This window comes from Pseudoxanthomonas sp. GW835-FHT14C01 (assembly GCF_058793715.1).
In genome coordinates, this window is sequence record NZ_JBXAGB010000002.1 from 191,811 (window position 1) to 210,800 (window position 18,990).

Genomic DNA, 18,990 nt, shown 5'->3' on the forward strand with positions numbered 1-18,990 from the left:
ACGTCCTAGGGGGACGACTCGATGAAAGCCACCACGCGAGGGGCATCGCGCCACCACCGCACCGTCATTTCACTGGCCCTGGCCACGGCCCTGGGCGCATCGCTGATGGCGGCGGCGCCCGTGTCGGCGGCACAGTCGTCTTCCACGCACCAGTTCGCGGTGGGCAGCCAGCCGCTCGGCGACGCGCTCAACCGCGTCGCGCAGACGGCGGGAGTGCAGATCATGGTGCCGCCCGAGCTGGTGCGCGGGCACACCGCACCCACGCTGACGGGGCAGTACACGGTCAACCAGGCGCTGGACAAGGTGCTGAGCGGGAGTGGCCTGACCCATCGCAGCACGCGCAGCGGCGTCATTACCGTGGCGCGCGCACAGGAGGCGACCACGCCGGCAAAACCCGCGCCGCCGCCGAAGCCCGTGCCCGCCACGACCGCCGAAGCGACGCCCGAGACACAGGACCTGGCCGCCGTGCAGGTCACCGGCTCGCGCATCAAGCGATCCGAGATAGAAGGCCCGTCGCCGGTGACGGTCATCACGGCCCAGCAGATGGAAAACGAGGGGCACGCGACCGTCTTCGAAGCACTGGAAACGCTGGTGATGGCGGGCGGTGCCGTGGAGACCGAACTGTCGGGCGGCTTCTCGGCCAATGCGCACCCGCTGAACCTGCGCGGTCTCGGCCCGGGCCGTTCGCTGTTGCTGATCGACGGTCGCCGCGCGGCGGACTATCCGTTTCCCTACGAGGGGCGCAGCAATTTCCAGAACTTCGGCAACATCCCGTCCGGAGCTGTCGAGCGCATCGAGATCCTGGCCGGCGGCGCGTCGGCGATCTACGGTGCCGATGCGGTATCCGGCGTGGTCAATGTGGTGATGAAACGCGGCTATGAGGGCGACGTCTTCAAGCTGCGCGGCGGCACCAGCACGATGGGAGGCCGCGACCGCATCGACGCGCAATGGACCGGCGGCAGGACGGGTGAGAACTGGAGCGTCACCTACGCGTTCCAGTACTACTACCAGGAGATGCTGTACGGGTTCCAGCGCGACGACTGGGACCTGCGCCGGAATCCGGCGGCCAATCCGCGCATCGGTTCGGAACCCACCGCCGCGCTACGCATCCGCCGTGGCGGCACGAGCAGCAGCAATCCGTTGATTGCATTGCCGGCCGGTACCTGCCAGCGCTGGGGCGATGAGCTGGTCGACTGGACCTACCGCCGCATCAGCAGCGGCAACGTGCAGACGCTCGGCGACGCCTGCGGCAGCTGGAACGACGAGCGCTACGTGCACCTGAGCAAGGGCAAGAACGAGGCCGCCGCCTACGTGTTCGGCACCTACAACTTCAGCGACAGGCTGGAAGGCTGGGCGTCCGCGCAGCTGTGGGATTCCAAGGCCGAATCGCTGGGCGGATTCGAAAGCATCACCGGCCCGCACACCGACGGCGTGGGCCGGCGCGGCGATTTCTACGATCCGCAGTTCGGCGCGGTGATCGGGCCGACGCGACTGCTGACGCCGGTCGACCTGGGCGGCGTCGAAAGCATGAACCAGCACTACAAGGAGCGCTCGTTCGATCTCGCCGTGGGGCTGCGGGGCAAGCTCGGCGACCGGTTCGACTGGGAAGCCACGCTGAGCCGTGCCGAGTACGACTTCCAGCGCACCCGCCGCCGCATGGTGGGCAACCTGGTGAACGACTTTTTCTTCGGCGCCCAGCAGGGCACGCGCCCGAACGGCGTGCCGATCTACCGCATGAACCTGGATCGCTGGCTGCGGCCGTTGACCCCGGCCGAGTACGCGTCCATCTCGACGCTGGCCAAGTACGAAGCCGAATCGTGGGTCACCACGGGCAGCTTCGTGGTGACCGGCGATCTGTTCGACCTGCCGGCCGGTCCGGTAGGCATGGCGGTGGTGCTGGAAGCCAGCCAGCAGGGCTATGAATTGAACAGCGATCCGCGCGTGCAGCCCGGCGTGGTCCAGCTGTACAACCTGACCGGTACCAATGGTGGCGGCGAACGCGACCGCTACGCCGCCGGCATCGAATTCAGCATTCCGATCACCGAGACGCTGAAGGCCAGCCTGGCCGGCCGCTTCGACAAGTACGACGACATCACCGCCGTGGACGATGCCAAGACCTGGAATGCGGGCCTGGAATGGCGGCCGATCGACTCCCTGCTGATCCGCGGCGCGTATGCGACCAGCTTCAAGGCGCCGGACCTGCACTGGGTCTTCAGTGAAGGCAGCGGCAGCTTCGGCAACGCCACCGACGCGTGGCGCTGCGTCGCCGCCGGCGCGAACCCCGGCTGCTCGGGCTACAGCTATTCCATGTTCTCGGTGACGCGCGGCGACCCGAACCTGGAAGAGGAAACCGGCAAGTCGTGGAGCGCGGGCTTCGTGTGGGACATCGTCGACGGTCTCTCGATCAACGCCGACTACTGGAACATCGAGCTGAACGGTGCGCTCGAACGCCTCGCCACTGCCGATATCCTGGCCGACGAAGCCGGGTGCCGTACCGGTCGCAGCCTCAACGGGCAGCCGTTCGGTTTCGCAGGCGACTCTGCCTACTGTCAGCTGGTCACCGGCCTGGTCACGCGCCGGGCGGAGGACGGGCAGGCGATCGACCGCGTGGTGGAGGTGCGCTCGCTGCCGATCAACCAGGCGTACCGCCGCGTCGCCGGCATCGATGCCGGCCTCAACTGGCGCGTCAACACCGAACGCTTCGGCCGCTACACCATGCGGCTCAACTGGTCGCACACGCTGACCTCCGAACGCCAGATCGTGGCGACCGACGCAGTGGAAACCGACTGGCGCGACGATGCGGAAAACCTCGATTTCCGCAGCCGCGCCACCGCGGGCGTGGATTGGAAGGGCGGCGACTGGACGGCCAGCCTGTTCACCACGCGCTACGGCAGCCTGCCGAAGTACGGCGGCGAGGGACGCACCGGCGTGCATTACCTGTGGAACGCCAATGTCGGCAAGCAGATCACCGACAAGGCGCAGGTGAAGGTCTACGTCAACAATCTGTTCAACAACCTGCATCCGCAGGACGAAACCAACAGCAGCTTCCCGTACTTCTACGACGTCTACAACCCGGTCGGCCGCGAGGTCGCGGTGCAGTTCGAGTACGCGTTCCGCTGAGATCACGTGCCATGGACGGCTGGAACAGGCGGCGCCGGGGAAACCCGGCGCCGTTTCCGTTTCGGCGGGGTCGCTGGTCAGCCCGCACGACTTGGCCGACACTGGCGGCATGGAAGACTCCCCGGCGTCCACGACGCGCGTCGTGCTGGTGCATGGCATCTGGAATGCGAAATCCTGGCTGACCCCGCTGGCGCGGCGCCTGCGTGGGGAAGGGTTCGAGGTGGAGGTTTTCGGCTATCCCAGCATCCTGGGTGGTCCCGAGCCCGCCATCGCCGCGCTCATCGAGACGCTGCAGAACGGCCCGCCCGTCCACCTGGTCGGGCACAGCCTGGGTGGGTTGATCGGCCTGGAGGCGCTGCGACGCGCGCCGGTTCTTCCGGTGCACAGGATGGTGTGCCTGGGCTCGCCCCTGTGCGGCAGCGGCGCGGCACGCAGCCTGGGACAGCGTCGCTGGACGGCACCCGTGCTGGGCCGCAGTGGCGCGCTGCTGCAGTCGGGATGCCCGCCTTGGACGGGAACGGTGCCGGTGGGCATGGTGGCCGGCAACGTGGCCCGGGGCCTCGGTCGCCTGTTCGCACGCTTCGACGACGAGTCCGACGGGACGGTCGGCCTGGCCGAAACCCGCCTGCCGGGACTGGCCGCGCACTGCATCGTGCCCGCCAGCCACACCGGCCTGGTGTTTTCCGCCGATGCCGCGCGCCAAGCGGTCCGTTTCCTGCGCGAGGGCCGGTTCGACGGCCAGGACTGACGGCTGGGCGGGGGCGCGTATAATCCGCGCCCTTGTCAGCGCACTCCGGAATCCCCCATGGGCAGAGGCCCGTCGATCGAAGCCCGCAAGAACGCCACCGACGCCAAGCGGGGGAAGATCTTCACCAAGATCATCCGCGAGATCGGCGTGGCCGCACGCGCCGGCGGCGGCGACCCCGCCCACAACCCGCGCCTGCGCGCGGCCGTCGACAAGGGCCTGTCGGCCAACATGTCGAAGGACGTCATCGAGCGCGCGATCAAGAAGGCGACCGGTGAGCTGGAAGGCGTGGTGTTCGAGGAGATCCGCTACGAAGGCTACGCGCCGGGCGGCGTCGCGGTGATCGTCGACTGCCTGACCGACAACCGGGTGCGTACCGTGGCCGAAGTGCGCCACGCCTTCGGCAAGCACGGCGGCAACATGGGCACCGAAGGCTCGGTCGCCTTCATGTTCAAGCGCCTGGGCGTACTGAGCTACGCGCCCGGTGCGGACGAAGAGAGGATCACCGAAGCCGCCATCGAGGCGGGCGCCGACGACATCGTGGTCTATCCGGACGACGGATCGATCGATGTCGTCACCACGCCCGATGCCTTCCAGGCGGTGAAGGACGCGATGACGGCCGCCGGCCTGGCGCCCGACCATGCCGAAACCACGTACCGCGCCGACAACGACATCAGCGTCGAGGGCGAGACCGCCGTGCAGGTGAAGAAGCTGCTCGACATGCTGGAAGACCTGGACGACGTGCAGGACGTCTATTCCAATGCCGATCTGGGCGCCGACGCGTACGCGTAAGCCGACCCCGTGACCCGCATCCTCGGCATCGACCCCGGTTCCCAGCGCACCGGCATCGGCATCATCGATGTCGACGCGGCGGGCAAAGTGAGCCACGTCCACCATGCGCCGCTGGTGCTGCTGGGCGCGGACGATTTCCCGCAGCGCCTGCGCCGCCTGCTGGATGGGCTGGGCGAGGCCATCGCCACCTGGCAGCCGGATGAAGTGGCGATCGAGAAGGTGTTCATGGCGCGCAATCCCGATTCGGCGTTGAAGCTGGGACAGGCACGCGGCGCGGCCATCAGCGCGGTCGTGCTGCGCGACCTGCCGGTGCACGAATACGCGGCCAAGGAAGTGAAGCTGGCCGTCGTCGGCCGCGGCAGCGCCGAGAAGACCCAGATCCAGCACATGGTCGGCATCATGTTGAACCTGCATGGCAAGCTGCAGGCCGATGCCGCCGATGCGCTGGCCGTCGCCATCACCCACGCGCACGTGCGCGCCACGGCCAAGCGCCTGGGCGTGAGTTCGCAACTGGCCTGGAGCAGGAAATGATCGGACGTCTTCGCGGCATCCTCGCGTACAAGTCGCCGCCCTGGCTGGTGATCGATGTGGGGGGCGTGGGCTACGAGCTGGAAGCGCCGATGAGCACCTTCTACGACCTGCCGGACGTCGGCCGCGAGGTGCTGCTGTTCACCCACTATGCGCAGAAGGAAGACAGCGTGTCGCTGTACGGCTTCCTGCGCGAGGGCGAGCGACGTCTGTTCCGCGACGTGCAGAAGGTCACCGGGATCGGCGCGAAGATCGCGCTGGCGGTGCTGTCCGGCGCCAGCGTGGACGAGTTCGCGCGCATGGTGCAGGCCGGCGACATCACCGCGTTGACGCGCATCCCGGGCATCGGCAAGAAGACCGCCGAACGCATGGTGGTGGAACTGCGCGACCGCGCCGCGGACCTGATGGGCACGGGCGTCGGCGGCATCACTGCGTTGCCGGTCGATCCGCAGTCCGAGGCGACCATCGCCCTGCAGCAGTTGGGCTACAAACCGGCCGAAGCCACGCGGATGGCGCGCGACGCCACCGCCGCCGGCGACGATGCCGCGACGATCATCCGCAAGGCCTTGCAGGCCGCGTTGCGCTGATCGTTGTTCTAGAGCATCCCTTCACTTCCACAGCGCTACCCTGCCGGCCGCCATGTCCACCCCTTCGCATTCCGCGTCGTCCGCCCCCCATGGAAGTCATCACGGGCACGGCAATGCCAGCCTCGCCACCCTGGTCATCGGTGCCATCGGCGTGGTGTTCGGCGACATCGGCACCAGCCCGCTGTACACCCTGAAGGAAGCGTTCTCCGGGCATTACGGACTGGTGCCCGACCACGACACCGTGCTGGGCGTTCTGTCGCTGGTGTTCTGGGCGCTGACGATGGTGGTCACGGTGAAGTACGTGACCATCATCATGCGCGCCGACAACGAGGGCGAGGGCGGCATCATGGCGCTGATGGCGCTGGCCCAGCGCAGCCTCGCGAAGGGATCGCGCTCGGCCTATCTGGTCGGCATCCTCGGCATCTTCGGCGCCTCGCTGTTCTTCGGCGACGGCGTCATCACGCCGGCGATCTCCGTGCTGTCGGCGGTGGAAGGCCTGGAAGTGGTCGCGCCGCAAATGCACAGCTGGATCGTGCCCATCACGCTGGTCGTGCTGGTCAGCCTGTTCGCCACGCAGCGTTTCGGCACGGCCAAGGTGGGCAAGGTATTCGGTCCGATCACGGTGACCTGGTTCCTGGTGCTGGCGGTGCTGGGGGTGATCAACATCACCCACGAAACCGAAGTGCTGCACGCGATCAATCCCGCGTGGGCGGTCAATTTCTTCCTCACCCACCATTGGCACGGCATCTTCATCCTGGGTGCGGTGGTGCTGGCGGTGACCGGCGGCGAAGCCATCTACACCGACATGGGCCACTTCGGCGCGCGCCCGATCCGGCTGGCGTGGTACTGGTTCGTGCTGCCGGCGCTGATGCTGAACTACCTGGGACAGGGCGCGCTGATCCTCGAGAATCCCGCCGCGGTCAAGAACCCGTTCTACATCGGCGTGCCGCAGTGGGGGCGCATACCGATGATCGTGCTGGCGACCGCCGCCACCGTCATCGCGTCGCAGGCGGTCATCACCGGCGGTTTCTCCATCGCGCGACAGGCCATGCAGCTGGGCTACATCCCGCGCATGCACATCAAGCACACCTCGCACGACACCATCGGCCAGATCTACATCCCCGGCATCAACTGGATGATGATGATCATCGTCATCGGGCTGGTGCTGGCGTTCCGCAGTTCGTCGGCGCTGGCCACGGCGTACGGCATCTCGGTGTCGGCCACCATGCTGATCGACACGCTGCTGCTGGCCATCGTGGCGCGCGCGCTGTGGCCGAAGTGGCGCCGCTGGGTGCTGCCGCTGTGCGTGGTGTTCCTAGTCGCCGATATCGCCTTCGTCATCGCCAACGGCGCGAAGATCCTGCAGGGCGGCTGGTTCCCGGTCGTGCTGGGCACGATCCTGTTCACCCTGCTGCGGACGTGGCGGCGCGGCCGCGAACTGCTGACTGCCGAGATCCGCAAGGACGGCATCCAGCTCGATACCTTCCTGCCGGGCCTGATGCTGGCGCCGCCGGTGCGCGTGCCGGGCACGGCGGTGTTCCTGACCGCGCAGACCGGCATGGTGCCCCACGCCCTGCTGCACAACCTCAAGCACAACAAGGTGCTGCACGAGCGCAACGTGTTCCTGACCGTGGAGACGCTGACGGTGCCCTATGCGCCGTCGGCGAAGAAACTGAAGATCGAGTCGATCGGCGACGACTTCTATCGCGTGATCGTGCGCTACGGTTTCATGGAGACGCCGGACGTACCGGCCGCACTGATGCGCTCGTGCGACAAGGGCGGCATCTACTTCGATCCGATGGACACCACTTACTTCGCCAGCCGCGAGAGCGTGGTGGCGATCCGCCGCCGCGGCATGCCGATTTGGCGCGACAAGCTGTTCGCGGTCATGCACCGCAACGCCGCGCCGGCGACCGGCTTCTTCCGCATCCCCGGCAACCGGCTGGTGGAACTGGGCGCGCAAGTGGAGATCTGACGGGGAACCGGCCGGCATTTCGGCCATAATCCCGCCATGACCGCCGACCGCATCATCGATTCCACCGCCACGCGCGAAGACGACGCCATCGAGGCCAGCATCCGCCCCAAGCGTCTGGACGAGTACCTGGGCCAGAAGCCCGTCCGCGAGCAGCTGGACATCTATATCCGGGCGGCGAAGGGGCGTGGCGAGGCGCTGGACCACGTGCTGATCTTCGGGCCGCCCGGCCTGGGCAAGACCACGCTGAGCCATGTCATCGCCAACGAACTGGGCGTGAACCTGCGCGTGACCTCCGGTCCGGTGATCGAGAAAGCCGGGGACCTGGCCGCGTTGCTGACCAACCTGCAGCCGCACGACGTGCTGTTCGTCGACGAGATCCACCGCCTGTCGCCGGTGGTCGAGGAAGTGCTGTATCCGGCGATGGAGGACTTCCAGATCGACATCATGATCGGCGAAGGCCCGGCTGCGCGCTCGATCAAGCTGGACCTGCCGCCGTTCACCCTGATCGGCGCCACCACGCGCGCTGGCCTGCTGACCGCGCCGCTGCGCGACCGCTTCGGCATCGTGCAGCGGCTGGAGTTCTACTCGCCCGAGGAACTCACCCGCATCGTGCAGCGCTCGGCGCGCATCCTCGGCATGGACTGCGTGCCGGAAGGCGCCGCCGAAGTCGCCCGCCGCGCGCGAGGTACGCCGCGCATCGCCAATCGGCTGCTGCGCCGCGTGCGCGATTACGCGCAGGTCAAGGCAAACGGGCATATCGACGTGGACGTCGCGCGCGCCGCGATGCAGATGCTGAAGGTGGATCCCGAAGGCTTCGACGAACTCGACCGCCGCATGCTGCGCACCATCATCGACAGTTTCGATGGTGGTCCGGTCGGCGTGGAGTCGCTGGCCGCGGCGCTCAGCGAAGAGCGCGGCACGCTGGAGGATGTCATCGAGCCCTACCTCATCCAGCAGGGTTTCCTGATCCGCACCGCGCGTGGCCGCATGGCGACCCGCAAGGCCTACCTGCATCTGGGCCTGACCCCGAAGGGCAGGGTGCCGGAGTCGGGCGACGCGTCGGGCGAGCTGTTCTGAGCGTCACTGGTTACAGGTTGGTATGCACCACATCGTGCGGGAGCGCAGGCATTGACGACTGATTCGACGATGATCGCCGGGGATACGGCTCCGTTCATCTTTCCGACACGCGTCTATTGGGAAGATACCGACGCCGGTGGCGTGGTGTACCACGCGCAATATGTCGCTTTCCTGGAACGGACCCGTACCGAATGGTTGCGGGCCCGCGGTTACGCCCAGGAACGACTGCGCCAGACCCACGACCTGGTGTTCGCCGTCCGCGCGATGCGTCTGGATTTCCTGCGCCCCGCCCGGCTCGACGATCTGCTGCAGGTCAGTGCGCGCATCCACCAGTGCAGGCGGGCCAGTGTGGTCTTCGCCCAGTCCATCGAACGGGACGGCGAGGTACTACTCACGGCCGAGGTGAAGGTCGCTGCGCTCAGCGCGTCCGGGTTCAGACCCGTCGCGCTGCCTGAAGCGTTGTACGACGCATTCCGCCGGCTCGAGACTCCGGGCCGGCCGCTGTAGTAACCCGATACGCAACACGAACCGAGACACGAGGAACGACGGATGATCGCAACGCTGCTGGCTTTCCAGGAAGTCGTGACCGAGGCGCTGCCGCCCGAAGCGACGGCGGCTGCGGCCGGGGCGGCCGCCGCCACCACGCACAGCGGGATCAACTACATCGACCTGATGCTCAAGGCGAGCCTGCCGGTGCAGCTGATCGTGCTGCTGCTGCTGGTCGGCTCGGTGATCAGCTGGGTGATCATTTTCCGCAAGGGTCGCGTGTTCAAGACCGCCAACCGCGACGCCGACGAATTCGAAGGCCGCTTCTGGTCCGGTGCCGAACTGCACAAGCTGTATGCCGGCGCCGCCGACCGCAACCGCGTGGTCACCGGCCTGGAGGCGATCTTCGAAGCGGGCTTCCGCGAGTTCACCCGCCTGCGCGACAAGCGCGGCCTGGATGGGCGCGCCCAGCTCGAGGGCGCGCAACGCGCCATGCGCGTGACCTATACGCGCGAAGTCGACCAGTTGGAGCGCAACCTGGAACTGCTGGCGAACATCGGTTCCACCGCGCCTTACGTGGGCCTGGTCGGCACCGTGTTCGGCATCATGGTGACGATGCACGACATGCTCAACAGCGGCGAGCAGGCGGGCATCGCCGCCGTCGCGCCGGGCATCTCGGAAGCCTTGTTCGCCACCGCCATCGGCCTGTTCGTCGCGATCCCCGCCGTGTGGGCCTACAACCGCTTCACCACCCGCGTCGAGCGGCTGGCGGTGCGCTACGAGAGCTTCGCCGAAGAATTCAGTTCGATCCTCCAGCGCCAGAGCTCGGGCGAGTAAGCGGGGCACGCCATGGCCGGAAGCATCTTCCATCGCAAGCGGCGCAAGCTGAAGTCCGAGATCAACGTCGTGCCCTACATCGACGTGATGCTGGTGCTGCTGATCATCTTTATGGTGACCGCGCCGCTGCTCACGCTGAGCGTGGACGTGAAGTTGCCGTCGTCCAACGCCAAGGCGGTGGAAACGCGCAACGAACCGGTCATCGTGGTCGCGTATCCGGATGGCCGTTTCGGCCTGAAGCTGCCGGAAGCCAAACAGCCCGAAGTACTCGACGCGACGACGCTCGAGGCCAGGGTGGCCGCGATCCGCGCCGAGCAGGGCGATGAGTTGCGCATCATGGTGGCGGCCGAGGGTTCGGCGCCGTATCAGAAGGTGCTGGACGCCATGGACGTGCTGCGGCGGGCCAAGGTCGGCAATGTCAGCCTGATGACCAACGCGGGTGGCAATGCACGCTGAGGTGCTCCAGCGCCAGCGCCCCCCGCAGGACGAGGGGCTGGGCCGGTCGGTGGCGTGGGCCGTCGGCCTGCACCTGCTGCTGCTCGCGCTGCTGGTGCTGTCGCCTTACTTCAAGTGGGACCGTGAGCGGCTGAACGCGGCGGGCTCGCAATCGATGGAAGCCACGCTCGACGTGTCCGCCGCCGACCAGCGCGCGGTCGAGCGCGCGCTCGACTTCCAGCCGGTGCCGCTGCCCGAGCCCGTGCAGGACCCGGCGCCGGAGGACACCATCCCGCCGCCGCAGCCGATCCCCGAGCCGGCGCCACAGGACGCGCCGGTCCAGCGCCAGGCGCAGGCGCAGGAACGCATCCCGGTGCCTGACGACGTGGACCAGGACGAAGCGAGCCATGATGCGATCTCGCAGGAGAAGGCGCGCCAGGAGCAGGAGGCCAAGCGCCGCCAGGAACAGATCGACCTGACCGAGCGCAATCGCCAGGAGCAGGCGGAACAGCAGCGCCGCTTGGCCGCGCAGCAGGAAGAGGACCGGCAGAAGCGCATCGCCGCCGAGGCGGCGCAGAAGGCCGAGGCCGACAAGAAACGGCTGGAAGAAATCCGTCGCCAGCGGGCGCAGGCCCAGCGCGAGCAGCAACTGGCCGAACAGAAGCTTCGCCAGCTGGCGGATGCCCGTGCGCGGCAGGCCGCCAGCACGGCGGCGTCCACGGCGGCGCCGGCCGCGGGCCCGGCCGGCAACGGCGGTACCGATGAGGATCTGCGCGGCCGCTACGCCGCTGCCATCCAGGAGGCGGTGTTGCGCCAGTGGACCCGGCCCGAATCCATTCCGGTGGGGACGCGCTGCAAGGTCGTGATCCGCCAGCTGCCGGGTGGCGAGGTGGTCAGCGCCGAGGTCCAGCCGGGCTGTGCGATGGACGCGGCGGGTCAGGATTCGGTCGAGCGCGCCGTGCTGAAGGCCCAGCCGCTGCCGTATCGCGGCTACGAATCGGTGTTCGCCCGGACGTTGACCCTGAACTTCGAAGCCCGGGATCGCTGACTTCACGCGGCGTTTCGCCGCACTCCGTTCACAATTGTTAAAACGTTCACGCGTGGGCTGGTATCCCTTTGCCGCCCCGTTCAACCGCAGAGTCGTTGCCCATGAAGAAACCGCTGCGCTGGTTTGCCCTGTTCCTGTTCGCTTTCGTCCCGGCACTGGCGTCCGCCCAGCAGCAGGGGCTCGAGATCGACATCATCGGCGGCAACGCCTCCGCCCTGCCGATCGCCGTGGTGCCGATGCCCTACCAGGGCGGCGCCGCACCGCCGACCGACGTGTCGGCCGTGGTCCGGGCCGATCTGGAGCGCTCGGGCGCGTTCCGCACCCTCCCCGAGGCCCGCATCACCGAGCGTCCGACCCGCGGCAGCGAGGTCCAGTATCCGACCTGGCGCGCGTTGAGGCAGGACTATTTGGTGGTCGGCCGCGTCGCCGATGCCGGTGACGGCAGCTACCGCGTGGAGTACGAACTGTTCGACGTGGCCAAGCAGGAGCGGCTGCTTGGCGAGGTCAAGACCGCACGCGCGAACGCCCTGCGCGATGTCGCCCACCAGATGGCCGACGCGATCTACGAGAAGATCCTCGGCGTGCGCGGCGCCTTCTGGACCCGCATCGCCTATATCACGGCCGCCGGGACCGGCAAGGCGACGCGCTACGCGCTGATGGTCGCCGACTCCGACGGTTTCAATCCGCAGACCGTGGTGCGCTCGGCCGAGCCGCTGCTGTCGCCGTCGTGGAGCCCGGATGGGCGCAAGCTGGCCTACGTCAGCTTCGAGAGCGGCAATTCGGCCATCTACATCCAGGACATCTCCACCGGCGCACGCGAGAAGATCGCCAGCTTCCGCGGCATCAACGGCGCGCCGTCGTTCTCGCCGGATGGCCGCCAACTCGCGCTGACGCTGTCGCGCAGCGGCAATCCCGAGATCTACGTGATGGACCTGGGCAGCCGTTCGCTGCGCCAGCTCACCACTACTGCCGCGATCGACACCGAGCCGGTCTGGAGCCCGGATGGCGGCAGCATCTACTTCACTTCCGACCGGGGTGGTCGCCCGCAGATCTACCGCGTGCCGGCCGTCGGCGGCAGCGCCAGCCGGGTGACGTTCGAAGGCAACTACAACGCCACCGCCAGTATCGGCTTCGACGGCAAGAAGATCGCCGTGGTGCAGGGTAGCGGCAACAACTACCGGATCGCTCTGATGGACACCAGTCTGGGCGGTGCCCGCTGGACGTCGCTGTCGCCCGGGTCGCTGGACGAATCCCCGAGCTTCGCCCCTAACGCCAGCATGGTGCTGTACGCCGCGCGCGAAGGCGGGCGGGGCGTGCTGTATGCGGTCTCCGCCGACGCGCGCGTACGCCAGCGTCTGGTCGTGGCCAATGCGGATGTGCGCGAGCCGGCCTGGTCGCCCTACCGCACTCAGCGTTAATTTTCTGTCTACAATGTGCCCCGGTGTAACCGATCTCCCCCGTTCAAACGACGCAAGGAATGACCATGAACAAGACCACCCGTGTTCTGCTGCTGTCCATGATGTCCGTCGCCGTGCTGGCTGGTTGCAAGACCAAGAGCACCAAGCCGGAAGCCCCGACCGACACTTCGACGGTACCCACCACGCCGACCGGTCCGACCACCACCGGCGCCTTCGGTCCGGACGATCTGGATCGTGACAGCTGCCTGCGTCAGCGCGTGGTGTACTTCGACCTCGACCAGGACGCCCTGAAGCCGGAATTCCAGGCCATCATGGGTTGCCACGCCAAGTACCTGCGCGACCGTCCGTCCTCGCGCATCACGCTGGAAGGCCACGCCGACGAGCGCGGCAGCCGCGAGTACAACCTGGGCCTGGGCGAGCGCCGCGGCAACGCCGTGAATTCGGCCCTGCAGGCGAATGGCGGTTCGGCCAGCCAGCTGACCGTGGTCAGCTACGGCGAAGAGCGTCCGGTCTGCACCGATTCGAGCGAGTCCTGCTGGTCGCAGAACCGCCGCGTCGAGATCGTCTACACGGCGAAGTAAGCCGTCATCGTCACGATGATCGCGAAGAAGACGTACCTGCTGGTCCTGGCGGCGGCCCTCGTGGCCGCCGCTCCCGCGCACGCGCAGCGGGTCAGCCTGGCCGACCGCGTGGCCGCGCTGGAAGCGAAGGCCAACAATCCGCAGCAGAACCTGGACCTCCTCAACAGGGTCACCCAACAGGAGCAGGAGCTGCGCGAGTTGCGCGCCCAACTGGAGCAGCTGCAGAACGAGAACGAGCAGCTCAAGCAGCGCAGCCGCGACCAGTACCTCGATTTGGACGGTCGCCTCAACCGTCTGGAAGGCGGTGGCACTCCGGCTCCGGCCGCCGCCGCGCCGCCCCTTGGCAACGCCCCTGTCGCCGCGCCGGCCACCGTGCCGGCGCCCGTTGTAGCGGCGACGTCCGAGCGTCCACCCAGTGTCCACGGTGACATGGGGGCGCTGTCCGCGACCGGCGACGAACGGACGGCCTACAACGTCGCCTTCGATCGTCTCAAGGCTGGCGAATACGCCGACGCCGCGCAGCTGTTCACCAGTTTCCTGCAGCTTTACCCCAGTGGGGTCTACGCCCCCAACGCGCTGTACTGGCTGGGCGAGAGCTACTACGTCACCCAGAACTACGCGCTGGCCGCGGAGCAGTTCCGCGCGCTGCTGGCGCAGTACCCGACCCACGACAAGGCGTCCGGCGCCCTGCTGAAGATCGGCCTGTGCGACTACGGGCTGGGCAAGCTGCCCGAGGCCGAGCGCACCCTTGGCGAGGTCATCGCCAAGTACCCGGGCACCGACGTCGCGCGCACCGCCGACGACCGCCTGCGCGCCATCCAGCTCGGCCGTCTCCGCTGAGCCGCGATCGTCCGGCCCTCGGAGCCGGATGACGGGCCGCCAGGGCGTATCATGCGCACCCCATGAATGACGCCGCCCGCCCCAGCGAGATCGTCCAGTCCCCGCTGGAACGCCTCAAGATCACCGAGATCTTCCTGTCCCTGCAGGGCGAGGCGAATGCGGTCGGCTGGCCCACCGTCTTCGTTCGCTTGACCGGCTGCCCGCTGCGCTGCCAGTACTGCGACACCGCCTATGCCTTCCATGGCGGCGAATGGCGCGAGATCGACGACATCGTGGCGGACGTGGGGGGGTACGGCGTGCGGCACGTCTGCGTCACCGGTGGTGAACCGCTGTCGCAGAAGCGCTGCCTGCTGCTGCTGAGGAAGCTCTGCGACGCCGGTTTCGACGTATCGCTGGAAACCTCGGGCGCGCTCGATGTTGCCGACGTCGACCCGCGCGTGTCGCGCGTGGTCGACCTGAAGACGCCCGGCTCAAAGGAGATGGCGCGCAACAGGCTGGAGAACCTTCCGCTGCTCACCGCGCGCGACCAAGTCAAGTTCGTGCTGTGCGGGCGCGCCGACTACGAGTGGGCGCGCGGCATGCTCGCCGAGCACCGGCTGGCCGAGCGCTGCGACGTGCTGTTCTCGCCCAGCAAGTCCGAACTGTCGCCGCGCGACCTGGCGGACTGGATCGTCGAGGACCGCCTGCCGGTGCGCTTCCAGATGCAGCTGCACAAGCTGCTGTGGAACGACGAGCCGGGGCGCTGATCCCGCGCCTGCGGTAGCCTACCCCTTACCCCATACATCAACGCCCCATGAAGAATGCCGTCGTCCTCCTGTCCGGAGGCATGGACTCCGCCGTCGTCGTCGCCATCGCCCGCGAACAGGGCTTCGCCGTGCACGCGTTGAGCGTGCGCTACGGCCAGCGGCACACCTCTGAACTCGACGCGGCTGCCCGTGTCGCCACGACGCTTGGCGCTGCCGCGCACAAGACCGTGCACGTGGACCTGCGCAGCATCGGCGGCTCGGCGCTGACCGACGATATCGACGTGCCCGAAGCCGGCGGCCCGGGCATCCCGGTGACCTATGTGCCGGCGCGCAACACCATCATGCTGTCGGTCGCGCTGGGTTGGGCCGAAGTGCTCGGCGCCAGCGACATCTTCTGCGGCGTCAACGCAGTGGACTATTCGGGCTATCCGGATTGCCGTCCCGAGTTCATCGAGGCGTTCGAGAAGCTCGCCAATGTGGCGACCAAGGCCGGCGTCGAAGGCGCGGGGCTGCGTATCCAGGCACCGCTACTGCGCATGAGCAAGGCCGACATCGTGCGCGAGGGCGTGCGCCTGGGCGTCGATTTCGCCCAGACGGTTTCCTGCTACCAGGCCGATGCGCAGGGCCGTGCCTGCGGGCACTGCGATGCCTGCCGCCTGCGCGCCGCCGGCTTCGCCGATGCGGGCGTGCCGGACCCCACGCACTACGCGTGAACCGGGCGGATTTCGCCCCGTCGCGGACGATGCGCTAGAATGCGCGTCCCGGCGCAACGCCGGGATGCGTTTCCGGGCCGTTAGCTCAGTCGGTAGAGCAGAAGACTTTTAATCTTTTGGTCGAAGGTTCGAATCCTTCACGGCCCACCAAACTTCCGTCACTGACGAACAGCGCTCGCGGCGATTCAATCGCTGTCGCGTTCGTGCGGTCGGTACATGCACCACAGCGTTGCGTCTCCCATCGTTCCGCGACCGGTCTCGACGAAGCCTGCGCGTTCGTAGAACCGCACGTTCGACGGTTCTCCGGTCTCCAGGTACACACCATGGGAGAGGCCATCGGCGGTGGACAGATCGCAGAACGATGACATCAGGCGCATGCCGATGCCTTGGCCATGCAGGGCAGGATCGACGCCGATGACGCCAAGATAGTAGTGCGGCACGGTGGGCGCGAACTGCGCCGCGAGCCCTTCGTAGATCGCCAGCCGATCGACCATGCCGGGGACTGCCCTCTCGAAGTCCTCCCACTCCTGGGCAATGTCGGAGGGCCATGCGGGAGGCGAGGGGGTGTTGCCCATCACGATGCCGTGGATCTCGTCGCCGTCGCGCGTCACCAGGACGGGCATCCCGAGCGCGAGACGCGCGCGTATCAACAGCGAAAAGAATCGTGTGAGGCGTTCCCGGTACGCCGGGCCGTCCTGAAGCAGGAAGCACGTAATCGGATCCCTGGCGAAGGCATGGGTCAGCCGATCCACGGCCTGGACCAGGTCGGAAGAGGTTGCGCGTGCGATCTCCATGATGCCTCGTGGCCTGACGGCGGAGTACCGGAAGCCGGTTATACGCCAGATCCGCGGCACGAGGGGGGAGGAACACGTGCCGTCGGCCCGAGCCTCGATCGCCCCGGTAAAATCAGCAGCGGGCTTTGCGGGTGTTGCCGGCACCCCCATATCTCTTTTCATGCGCATGCTGGCGCACGCCGCGACGCGCTCCTGCGTCCTCTGCCACGAACGACTTCTCCTCCAGGTGCTCCCATGACCAATCCCCTGCTCGACTTCTCCGGCCTGCCGCAGTTCGACGCGATCCGCCCCGAGCACATCGCGCCCGCGATCGACCAGTTGCTGGCCGAGGCCGAGGCCGCCGTGAAAGCGGCGGAAGCCGTGACACCCGTGACCTGGGATGCCTTCATCGTGCCGCTGGACGATGCCACCGAGCATCTGGCGCGCGGCTGGAACCAGGTGACGCATCTGGAAGCCGTGGTGAACACCCCGGCGTTGCGCGGCGCCTACAACGCGCAGCTGCCGAAAGTGACGCGGTTCTGGAGCGCGCTCGGCCAGAACCTGGCGCTGTACCGCCAGTACCGCGCCCTGGCCGACGCGCCGGAAGCGGCTGAGTACGACGAGGCGCGCCGCAAGGTGCTGGACAATGCGCTGCGCGACTTCCGCCTCGGTGGCGCCGAGTTGCCGGACGAACAGAAGGCGCGCTTCGCGGCGGTGAAGGAGGAACTCGCCAGCCTGTCGGCCAAGTTCTCGCAGAACGTGCTGGACGCGACCGACGAGTACGAATTCTGGATCAAGGACAAGCAGCATCTGGGCGGCCTGCCGCCCGACGTGGTTGCGGCGGCGCGTGCGGCGGCCAAGGCCGATGACGAGCCGGGCTGGAAGTTCACCCTGCAGATGCCGTGCTATCTGCCGGTGCAGGCGTACGCGGACGATCGCGCACTGCGCGAGACGCTGTATCACGCCAACGCGGTGCGCGCGTCCGAACTCGCCGACAACGAGGCGCTGGACAACTCCGCGTTGATCGACCGCATCCTCGCATTGCGCGCCGAACTCGCCGGATTGCTCGGATTCGCCAGCTACGCCGAGTATTCGCTGGCGACCAAGATGGCCGACACGCCGGACGAGGTCCTGACGTTCCTGCGCGATCTCGCCGCGCGCGCGAAGCCGCATGCGCAGCGCGACCGCACGGAACTGGAAGCCTTCGCCCGCGAGCACCTCGGCCTGGAGACGCTCGAAGCCTGGGACCTGGCCTACGCCAGCGAAAAGCTCAAGCAGGCGCGCTACAGCTTCTCCGCGCAGGAAGTGAAGCAGTACTTCACCGAGCCGGCGGTGCTGAAAGGCCTCTTCGGCGTGATCGGTGATCTCTACGGCCTGCGCGTCGAACAGGACACGGCACCGACCTGGCATCCGGATGTGCGCTTCTATCGGCTGGTGGATAGCGATGGCGTGCTTGCAGGCCAGTTCTACCTCGACCTGTATGCCCGCGAAGGCAAGCGCGGTGGGGCCTGGATGGACGACTGCCGCAACCGTCGCGAGACGGCGCGTGGCGTGCAGACGCCCCTGGTCTACCTGGTGTGCAACTTCGGCAAGGGGATGGACGGCAAGCCGGCGACCTTCAGCCACCACGACGTGATCACCCTGTTCCACGAGATGGGCCATGGTCTGCACCAGTTGCTGACGCAGGTCGGCGAGCTGGGCGTGGCCGGCATCAATGGCGTGGAGTGGGACGCGGTGGAGCTGCCCAGCCAGTTCATGGAGAACTTCTGCTGGGAATGGGAGCGCGTGCAGGCGATGACCGCGCACGTCGACACCGGCGAGCCGCTGCCGCGCGCGCTGTTCGACAGGATGGTCGCGGCGAAGAACTACCAGAGCGGCATGGCGACGGTGCGGCAGCTGGAGTTCGGCCTGTTCGACATGCAGCTGCACAGTGGCTTCGATGCCGCCGCAGACAGTGTGCTGGCCCTGCTGGACCGGGTGCGCGACGAAGTGGCGGTGAACATTCCGCCCGCGTGGAATCGCTTCCCGCATCAGTTCAGCCACATCTTCGCCGGCGGTTACGGGGCGGGATACTACAGCTACAAGTGGGCCGAAGTGCTCAGCGCCGACGCCTACGCCGCGTTCGAGGAGGCGCCTGCGCAGGTCGCGGATACCGGCGCGCGCTTCCGCCGCGAGGTGCTGGCGCGCGGCGGGAGCCGGCCGGCGGCGGAGAACTTCCGGGCCTTCCGCGGCCGCGCGCCCAGGATCGATGCACTGCTGCGTCATTCCGGCATGGCCGGATGACCGTCG

18 protein-coding genes and 1 tRNA gene are annotated in these 18,990 nt (G+C 67.7%); 18 read left to right on the forward strand and 1 reads right to left on the reverse strand.

The features are described 5' to 3' along the window. The first annotated feature begins 21 nt into the window (after positions 1 to 21). The 17 genes from AC1Q5B_RS07485 (at position 22) to AC1Q5B_RS07565 (ending at position 16,078) form a co-directional block, all read left to right on the forward strand. Positions 22 to 3,120, forward strand: coding sequence for a TonB-dependent receptor domain-containing protein (locus AC1Q5B_RS07485; RefSeq protein WP_492631106.1), 3,099 nt, complete (start codon positions 22 to 24; stop codon positions 3,118 to 3,120). A 109-nt stretch (positions 3,121 to 3,229) separates the two neighbouring features. Beyond that, positions 3,230 to 3,868, forward strand: a complete 639-nt coding sequence (locus tag AC1Q5B_RS07490) for an alpha/beta hydrolase (protein ID WP_492631107.1) — start codon at positions 3,230 to 3,232, stop codon at positions 3,866 to 3,868. Positions 3,869 to 3,925: 57 nt separating this feature from the next. Continuing rightward, the gene (locus AC1Q5B_RS07495; protein WP_492631108.1) at positions 3,926 to 4,657 is read left to right on the forward strand and encodes a YebC/PmpR family DNA-binding transcriptional regulator; all 732 of its coding nucleotides are present in this window, start codon (positions 3,926 to 3,928) and stop codon (positions 4,655 to 4,657) included. Positions 4,658 to 4,666: 9 nt separating this feature from the next. Further along, positions 4,667 to 5,188, forward strand: a complete 522-nt coding sequence (ruvC, locus tag AC1Q5B_RS07500; RefSeq protein ID WP_492631109.1) for a crossover junction endodeoxyribonuclease RuvC — start codon at positions 4,667 to 4,669, stop codon at positions 5,186 to 5,188. Beyond that, positions 5,185 to 5,772 carry a Holliday junction branch migration protein RuvA gene (gene ruvA / locus AC1Q5B_RS07505; RefSeq protein WP_162337756.1) on the forward strand — a complete coding sequence of 196 codons (588 nt, stop codon included), beginning with the start codon at positions 5,185 to 5,187 and terminating at the stop codon, positions 5,770 to 5,772. The genes ruvC and ruvA overlap by 4 nt, the downstream gene beginning before the upstream one ends. A gap of 52 nt (positions 5,773 to 5,824) precedes the next feature. After that, entirely contained in the window at positions 5,825 to 7,747 is a 1,923-nt protein-coding gene (locus AC1Q5B_RS07510; RefSeq protein ID WP_492631110.1) for a potassium transporter Kup, read from the forward strand. A 36-nt stretch (positions 7,748 to 7,783) separates the two neighbouring features. Next, positions 7,784 to 8,824, forward strand: a complete 1,041-nt coding sequence (gene ruvB / locus AC1Q5B_RS07515) for a Holliday junction branch migration DNA helicase RuvB (RefSeq protein ID WP_492631111.1) — start codon at positions 7,784 to 7,786, stop codon at positions 8,822 to 8,824. Positions 8,825 to 8,893: 69 nt separating this feature from the next. After that, positions 8,894 to 9,331 (forward strand): tol-pal system-associated acyl-CoA thioesterase, encoded by a 438-nt coding sequence (gene ybgC / locus AC1Q5B_RS07520; protein ID WP_492632058.1) that lies wholly within the window; start codon positions 8,894 to 8,896, stop codon positions 9,329 to 9,331. A gap of 42 nt (positions 9,332 to 9,373) precedes the next feature. Next, entirely contained in the window at positions 9,374 to 10,147 is a 774-nt protein-coding gene (gene tolQ / locus AC1Q5B_RS07525; RefSeq protein WP_492631112.1) for a protein TolQ, read from the forward strand. A gap of 12 nt (positions 10,148 to 10,159) precedes the next feature. Beyond that, the gene (locus AC1Q5B_RS07530) at positions 10,160 to 10,603 is read left to right on the forward strand and encodes an ExbD/TolR family protein (RefSeq protein ID WP_492631113.1); all 444 of its coding nucleotides are present in this window, start codon (positions 10,160 to 10,162) and stop codon (positions 10,601 to 10,603) included. Then, positions 10,593 to 11,630 carry a cell envelope integrity protein TolA gene (gene tolA, locus AC1Q5B_RS07535; protein WP_492631114.1) on the forward strand — a complete coding sequence of 346 codons (1,038 nt, stop codon included), beginning with the start codon at positions 10,593 to 10,595 and terminating at the stop codon, positions 11,628 to 11,630. Before AC1Q5B_RS07530 ends, tolA begins: the two co-directional genes overlap by 11 nt. Before the next feature lie 101 nt (positions 11,631 to 11,731). Continuing rightward, positions 11,732 to 13,048, forward strand: coding sequence for a Tol-Pal system beta propeller repeat protein TolB (gene tolB, locus AC1Q5B_RS07540; RefSeq protein WP_492631115.1), 1,317 nt, complete (start codon positions 11,732 to 11,734; stop codon positions 13,046 to 13,048). 65 nt (positions 13,049 to 13,113) lie between these two features. Beyond that, on the forward strand, positions 13,114 to 13,629 hold the full coding sequence (pal, locus tag AC1Q5B_RS07545; protein WP_492631116.1) for a peptidoglycan-associated lipoprotein Pal: 516 nt from the start codon (positions 13,114 to 13,116) through the stop codon (positions 13,627 to 13,629). A 15-nt stretch (positions 13,630 to 13,644) separates the two neighbouring features. Beyond that, positions 13,645 to 14,469, forward strand: a complete 825-nt coding sequence (gene ybgF, locus AC1Q5B_RS07550; RefSeq protein WP_492631117.1) for a tol-pal system protein YbgF — start codon at positions 13,645 to 13,647, stop codon at positions 14,467 to 14,469. A 62-nt stretch (positions 14,470 to 14,531) separates the two neighbouring features. Then, complete coding sequence (queE, locus tag AC1Q5B_RS07555) at positions 14,532 to 15,215, forward strand: 7-carboxy-7-deazaguanine synthase QueE (protein ID WP_492631118.1); 684 nt, start codon at positions 14,532 to 14,534, stop codon at positions 15,213 to 15,215. A 47-nt stretch (positions 15,216 to 15,262) separates the two neighbouring features. Beyond that, positions 15,263 to 15,928, forward strand: a complete 666-nt coding sequence (gene queC / locus AC1Q5B_RS07560) for a 7-cyano-7-deazaguanine synthase QueC (RefSeq protein WP_492631119.1) — start codon at positions 15,263 to 15,265, stop codon at positions 15,926 to 15,928. A gap of 74 nt (positions 15,929 to 16,002) precedes the next feature. Then, positions 16,003 to 16,078, forward strand: a tRNA-Lys gene (locus AC1Q5B_RS07565). A gap of 35 nt (positions 16,079 to 16,113) precedes the next feature. Here AC1Q5B_RS07565 and AC1Q5B_RS07570 read toward each other — a convergent pair. After that, positions 16,114 to 16,722 (reverse strand): GNAT family N-acetyltransferase, encoded by a 609-nt coding sequence (locus tag AC1Q5B_RS07570; protein ID WP_492631120.1) that lies wholly within the window; start codon positions 16,720 to 16,722, stop codon positions 16,114 to 16,116. A gap of 234 nt (positions 16,723 to 16,956) precedes the next feature. On the opposite strand from AC1Q5B_RS07570, the gene AC1Q5B_RS07575 reads away from it, so the two are divergent. Continuing rightward, positions 16,957 to 18,984 carry a M3 family metallopeptidase gene (locus AC1Q5B_RS07575; protein ID WP_492631121.1) on the forward strand — a complete coding sequence of 676 codons (2,028 nt, stop codon included), beginning with the start codon at positions 16,957 to 16,959 and terminating at the stop codon, positions 18,982 to 18,984. Positions 18,985 to 18,990 lie beyond the last annotated feature (6 nt).

Excerpts from the sequence above, each read along its gene's own strand:
- AC1Q5B_RS07485 (WP_492631106.1), top strand. The coding sequence starts at position 22 with ATGAAAGCCACCACGCGAGGGGCATCGCGCCACCACCGCACCGTCATT.
- AC1Q5B_RS07490 (WP_492631107.1), top strand. The coding sequence starts at position 3,230 with ATGGAAGACTCCCCGGCGTCCACGACGCGCGTCGTGCTGGTGCATGGC.
- AC1Q5B_RS07495 (WP_492631108.1), top strand. The coding sequence starts at position 3,926 with ATGGGCAGAGGCCCGTCGATCGAAGCCCGCAAGAACGCCACCGACGCC.
- ruvA (WP_162337756.1), top strand. The coding sequence starts at position 5,185 with ATGATCGGACGTCTTCGCGGCATCCTCGCGTACAAGTCGCCGCCCTGG.
- AC1Q5B_RS07510 (WP_492631110.1), top strand. The coding sequence starts at position 5,825 with ATGTCCACCCCTTCGCATTCCGCGTCGTCCGCCCCCCATGGAAGTCAT.
- ruvB (WP_492631111.1), top strand. The coding sequence starts at position 7,784 with ATGACCGCCGACCGCATCATCGATTCCACCGCCACGCGCGAAGACGAC.
- ybgC (WP_492632058.1), top strand. The coding sequence starts at position 8,894 with ATGATCGCCGGGGATACGGCTCCGTTCATCTTTCCGACACGCGTCTAT.
- tolQ (WP_492631112.1), top strand. The coding sequence starts at position 9,374 with ATGATCGCAACGCTGCTGGCTTTCCAGGAAGTCGTGACCGAGGCGCTG.
- AC1Q5B_RS07530 (WP_492631113.1), top strand. The coding sequence starts at position 10,160 with ATGGCCGGAAGCATCTTCCATCGCAAGCGGCGCAAGCTGAAGTCCGAG.
- tolA (WP_492631114.1), top strand. The coding sequence starts at position 10,593 with ATGCACGCTGAGGTGCTCCAGCGCCAGCGCCCCCCGCAGGACGAGGGG.
- tolB (WP_492631115.1), top strand. The coding sequence starts at position 11,732 with ATGAAGAAACCGCTGCGCTGGTTTGCCCTGTTCCTGTTCGCTTTCGTC.
- pal (WP_492631116.1), top strand. The coding sequence starts at position 13,114 with ATGAACAAGACCACCCGTGTTCTGCTGCTGTCCATGATGTCCGTCGCC.
- ybgF (WP_492631117.1), top strand. The coding sequence starts at position 13,645 with ATGATCGCGAAGAAGACGTACCTGCTGGTCCTGGCGGCGGCCCTCGTG.
- queE (WP_492631118.1), top strand. The coding sequence starts at position 14,532 with ATGAATGACGCCGCCCGCCCCAGCGAGATCGTCCAGTCCCCGCTGGAA.
- queC (WP_492631119.1), top strand. The coding sequence starts at position 15,263 with ATGAAGAATGCCGTCGTCCTCCTGTCCGGAGGCATGGACTCCGCCGTC.
- AC1Q5B_RS07570 (WP_492631120.1), bottom strand. The coding sequence starts at position 16,722 with ATGGAGATCGCACGCGCAACCTCTTCCGACCTGGTCCAGGCCGTGGAT.
- AC1Q5B_RS07575 (WP_492631121.1), top strand. The coding sequence starts at position 16,957 with ATGACCAATCCCCTGCTCGACTTCTCCGGCCTGCCGCAGTTCGACGCG.